Genomic DNA, 5,036 nt, shown 5'->3' on the forward strand with positions numbered 1-5,036 from the left:
CAGCGGAGTCCCACGCCAACCCCTGGATATTGCGGTGACCGAATGACCAGACCGGCGATGCCGGATCGGGATTGTCGGACGGGATGGAGCCGTCGGGATTGATGCGAAGGATCTTGCCGCCCAGCGACGACCGGTTCTGTGCCAGCTGAGGATTGCCGCTTTCCCCCGTCGCCACATAGAGCTTGCCGTCGGGGCCGAACGCGATGCGCCCGCCGTCGTGGTTGGAACCCGCAGGAATACCAGTAAGTATCGGCGACTGCTCGGTTACGGCGCTCCCGTCGAAGCGCATCCGGACCACGCGGTTGTCCTGCGCTGTTGTGATGTACGCAAAGACCGTCTGACCAGAAGTGGCGAGACCGAGCAGACCGCCTTCCCCGTGCGGTGCGACGCCGGCGACGCCGCCAACCTGATTCACCACGCCGGGCGCCGACATGCGCTTGATTGCGCCGCTGTCACGTTCGGCGATCAGCGCGCTGCCGTCGGACAGAAACGCGATCCCCCACGGCACATCGAGGTTGGTGGCAATGTCGTCGAGTCCGGCAGCGTTCGGCTGACCGCGAGATTCGACGTCGTTCGCGCACGCGACGACCAACAGCACGGTCGAGGCGAGCGCTACCGCGGCTCGCTTCAGTCCCATGCGCACCGGCGAGTCACCCCGGCTGGCTACTGCTCGTGGAATGGCCACACAACGCTAGTACCCGTAATCGTCTGTCAAATCACCTCCGGCCCCGCCGCCCGGCATCTCTCCGACGAGCCGTTCAGTCCTGGCGTACTGGAATCAAGCGGCCGGCCACTGATCATGTTGTCTGCGATACCGTGGACCGTAACTGGACCTGTCCAGCGAAACCGCCTATTGCGGCGGTGTTTTGGGATGAATGCAAGCGTTAAGAGCTCGTCGCCGATCGGCGTTATGAGGATCGCGACACTGGCAGTAGTGGCCACTGTCGGTGCCGTGCTTGTGCAATGCACCTCTCCGCCACCGCCTCCTCCGGCGACATCATCACCGTCTGTCGCCAGGCCGGCGCCGTCCGTCCCGGCGCCGCCGCCAGCCCGCGCGCCGCCGGCACCTCCCGCCGCGACCGTTCACCCGGTCACCGCCACCGAGCTCGGCGCGAGTTGGCGGCCTGGTTGCCCCCTCGAACCGGGACGGCTGTGGCGGGTCGAGATCAACCACATCGGTTTCGACGGTCAGACCCACCGCGGTGCGCTGACCGTGCACGAAGACCTGGTGACCCCCTTGGTGAAGCTCTTCAACGATCAGGTGGCAAAGCTGGAAGCGATCTAAGGAGACGTCGTTCAGACGAGCTGACGACGTCTCCAAATAGACGACATACGAGAGTCTCGATAGCCAGTCGCAACCTCGTGTCGACCACCGTCTTCGCCGACTTTCCGACGAACAGGACGTCATTTTTTGACGAATAGGTAAATTTGCTACGGAGACGGCCGCCTGGCCATACATTGGGGGTGGAAGCGGCCAGCACTGTGCCGACCAGACGGGGGTGCAGGCTGTGATTCCGAACATCAAGCGGGCTATGCGGCTGGCCGGGATGCGTCCGGTGCCGCGATGGCCCGCTCGCACGCCCGTGGATCTGCGCGGCAAGCGGATTTTGCTGACCGGCGCGTCGTCGGGGATCGGTGCGGTTGCTGCGCAGAAGCTCGCCGCCGAAGGAGCATCGGTCATCGCGGTCGCGCGTCGGGACGGACTGCTGGCCCAGGTGGTCGACCTGATCACGGCGTGCGGCGGCAGTGCCACCGCGATACGGGCCGATCTGTCCAACCTCGAAGAGGTCGACAAGGTGGTGGAAGCGGTTGGCCCCGTGGACATTCTGATCAACAACGCGGCCAGGTCCATCCGCAGGCCGCTGGCCGAGTCGCTGGAGCGCTGGCATGACGTCGAGCGAGTCATGGCGCTCAACTACTACGCACCACTGCGGCTCATCCGGGGTCTGGCCCCGGGAATGATCGAACGCGGCGATGGACACATCATCAATGTCGCCACCTGGCGTGTGCTTCCGGAATCCTCGCCAATGTTCGCCGCCTACAACGCATCCAAGGCAGCATTGAGCGCCGTGAGCCGCGTCATCGACACCGAGTGGGGCCATGCGGGTGTGCACTCCACCACCGTCTACTACCCCTTGGTGGCGACGCCGATGATCGCTGCTACCCGCGCCTACGACGGCATAGCCGCACTCAGTGCCGACGAGGCCGCCGACTGGATGGTGACCGCCGCCAGGACCAGACCGATCCGCATCGCACCCCGCAAGGCACTTGCGCTACGGGCACTCGACGTCGTCGCGCCCCGCGTGCTCAACAACATCCTGGAGCGCGAAACCAACCGCATGAACGCCAACGCCGATTCATCAGAGGCCGCCAAGAACCCACCGGCGGCCCTCATCCCGGTCGCCCGTCCCTGACACATCTCATGCGAGTGACGTGGAGACGTCCACACCGGCGTGGGTCGCAGACCCGAGGCCCTCGCCGACAATCCACGACCTAGGAGCCCACGGCCTTGATGATCAAATCCGCAATCAGCGCCATGCTGGCTGCTTCGCTCATCCTGACGGGTTGTCAGGACTCCAAGCGAGCCTCCGGCGCAGAGGGCTATCCCTCGGGCCCTGTAACGATGACGGCAGGAGCCAACCCTGGAAGTGGATTCGACATCACGATCCGCTCGGTCGTCGAGGCCTTGCAGAAGGAATCCATCGTTGAGGTGCCGCTCCCGGTGCAGAATCGACCGGGCGCGAGCGGAGCGGACTTTCTCGTCACCATGGTGGAGCGGTACAAGGGCGACGACGACGAGGTCTCGGTCACGTCGCTGTCGATGATGATGAACGAGCTCCGCGGCAAGTCCAAGTACGGGTACGACGACGTCACCATGATCGCCCGGCTGATGACGGAGTACTTCGTCGTCGTCACCGGTTCTGACTCCCCGTTCAAGAACCTCAATGACGTCATGACGGCAATCAAGTCCGACCCCGGCCGCGTCGCGGTCGGTGCCGCCCACGACGACGAGGCCCCCTTCGACCTATTGGTCTCTGCCGCGGGCGGTGCCCCTTCATCCGTCCACTACGTCACCCACGAGGGAGGCGGTGACCAGAGCACCGCGCTTCACAACGGAGGCATCAGCGTTGCAATCGGCGGTGTTAGTGAGTTCATCAGCCAGTTGAAGTCGGGAGACCTGAGGGCGCTCGGTGTGCTGGCCGAGAAACGATTGCCCGGTCTTGACGCTCCCACCGCCAGGGAGCAGGGACTCGACGTCACCCTCTCGAACTGGCGAGGCCTCTATGGGCCGCCGGACATGCCGGAGTTCGCCGTTGCGTACTGGCAGAAGGCGCTCGGCGAGATGGTGGAGTCTCCGATGTGGAAGCAGATCGCGGAGCGGAGCCAGTTCACCACCACCTTCATGATCGGGGACGAGTTTCAGACCTTCTTGGCGAAGACCCAGACGGACGTCAAGGCTGCACTCGAGCAGGCGGGCCAGTGACTGAAAGGCCTCAATCGCATCGACGACGAGCCTGACGACGGCCGCGCGCAGATACCCCGTCCTGATGAAAGGTGTCCCATGAGTGACGTGGAGACGTCCGACACCGGCGTGGGCCGCAGACCCGAGAACCTCGTCCTGGGGGCAGTTCTCACCACCGCAGCCTTCTTCTGCGTCGCGCTGGTGGGCACTCTTGCAAAGGTGTCCGGTCAGTACACGTCGACCGGGGTGCTACTGCTGTTCCAGAACTTGATCTGCTTCCTGTTCATCATCCCGGTCGCACTACGGGGCGGCTGGAGGTCACTGCGAACCGACAAGATCGGTCTCCACCTCCTGCGGGCAGCAACCGGCACCGCGTGCTGGTATGCGCTGTTCTTCGCCATCACGCAGATACCGCTGGCCAACGCCACCCTGCTGACCTACAGCGCCCCGCTGTGGATGCCCCTCGTCGCGTGGATCGTCACTCGTCAGCGGGTATCGACGGCGACTTGGCTCGGCGCCGGCATCGGCTTTGCTGGAGTAATCCTCGTGTTGCAGCCCCAAGGCCGCAGTTTCAACGTCGGCGAATTGTCCGCGCTCTCCGGCGCATTGTTTCTGGCCGTTGCGATGATGTCGGTCCGCTGGCTCGGGGCGACCGAGCCCATCACCAGGATCCTCTTCTACTACTTCCTACTCGCCACGGTGATGGCGGTTCCCATCGCGGCGTTCGACTGGCAACCATTTCCCGCACGGGCCTGGGTGTGGTTGATCTGCCTCGGGTTCGCACAACTGCTTTCGCAGATTCTCATCGTGCTGGCATACCGCTATGCATCGGCGGAGAAGGTCGGGCCATTCATCTACTCCGTCATCGTGTTCACCGCACTCATCGACTGGATTGTGTGGGATCACGCCCCGACACTGATCGCGTGTCTCGGCATGGCCTTGGTGATCGGTGGCGGACTCGTCGCCATCCACGCCAAACGCAACGCGTCTGTGGGTGGTTGAACCGAGCACGTCGCAGATGTATCACTACTTCGCCGACAAGGGCGACCTGGTCGCGGCAGTCATCGACTTTCAGACCGACCGGGTCCTCGCCGTTCAGCACATGGGTCTGGATCGCCTGGAATGCCTTGAGGACCTGCGCCGGTGGCGCGACATCATGGTCGACATGTTGCGGGGGTTGGGCTGTGTCGGCGGCTGCCCCATCGGATCGCTGGGAAGCGATCTCGCCGAAACCGACCCGCTGGCCCGCGCGCAGGTCGCGCGGTCGTTCGTTCAGTGGGAGACCATGATTCGCGACGGGCTCACGGCCATCGCCGCTCGCGGCGAACTACCCGACGGCACCGAGGTCGACAACCTGGCACTCGCGATGCTGGCGGCCATCCAGGGCGGCCTGCTGCTCAGCCAGGTGCGCCGTGACACCGCTCCGCTGGAAGCGGCCGTCGACACCATGATCGAACACCTCCGCGCCCTCGGGGTGCAGTAAGTTCCCCGTACTGGCGTCCCAAAACAGACGAGTCACGAGAGCCTCGAAAGTTCGTCGCGATTGCCGCGTTGAACAGGGCTTTGTGTGAGA

6 protein-coding genes are annotated in these 5,036 nt (G+C 64.3%); 5 read left to right on the forward strand and 1 reads right to left on the reverse strand.

The window, feature by feature from the left end; all coding sequences use genetic code 11:
* Positions 1–637 (reverse strand): PQQ-dependent sugar dehydrogenase (locus QOC69_RS22510; RefSeq protein ID WP_526443728.1); only part of this gene is annotated, 637 nt, incomplete at its 3' end.
* A gap of 297 nt (positions 638–934) precedes the next feature.
* On the opposite strand from QOC69_RS22510, the gene QOC69_RS22515 reads away from it, so the two are divergent.
* From QOC69_RS22515 to QOC69_RS22535, 5 genes are all read left to right on the forward strand, one after another.
* A complete protein-coding gene (locus tag QOC69_RS22515) occupies positions 935–1,285 on the forward strand; it encodes a hypothetical protein (protein WP_526443730.1) in 351 nt (116 codons plus the stop codon).
* A 223-nt stretch (positions 1,286–1,508) separates the two neighbouring features.
* Positions 1,509–2,414, forward strand: a complete 906-nt coding sequence (locus tag QOC69_RS22520; RefSeq protein WP_526443732.1) for an SDR family oxidoreductase — start codon at positions 1,509–1,511, stop codon at positions 2,412–2,414.
* 98 nt (positions 2,415–2,512) lie between these two features.
* Entirely contained in the window at positions 2,513–3,484 is a 972-nt protein-coding gene (locus QOC69_RS22525) for a tripartite tricarboxylate transporter substrate binding protein (RefSeq protein WP_526443734.1), read from the forward strand.
* Between the two features lie 78 nt (positions 3,485–3,562).
* On the forward strand, positions 3,563–4,465 hold the full coding sequence (locus tag QOC69_RS22530) for an EamA family transporter (RefSeq protein ID WP_526443736.1): 903 nt from the start codon (positions 3,563–3,565) through the stop codon (positions 4,463–4,465).
* A complete protein-coding gene (locus QOC69_RS22535; RefSeq protein WP_526443738.1) occupies positions 4,458–4,946 on the forward strand; it encodes a TetR/AcrR family transcriptional regulator in 489 nt (162 codons plus the stop codon). The genes QOC69_RS22530 and QOC69_RS22535 overlap by 8 nt, the downstream gene beginning before the upstream one ends.
* Positions 4,947–5,036 lie beyond the last annotated feature (90 nt).

Source organism: Mycobacterium sp. (assembly GCF_032162105.1).
Lineage (GTDB): Bacteria > Actinomycetota > Actinomycetes > Mycobacteriales > Mycobacteriaceae > Mycobacterium.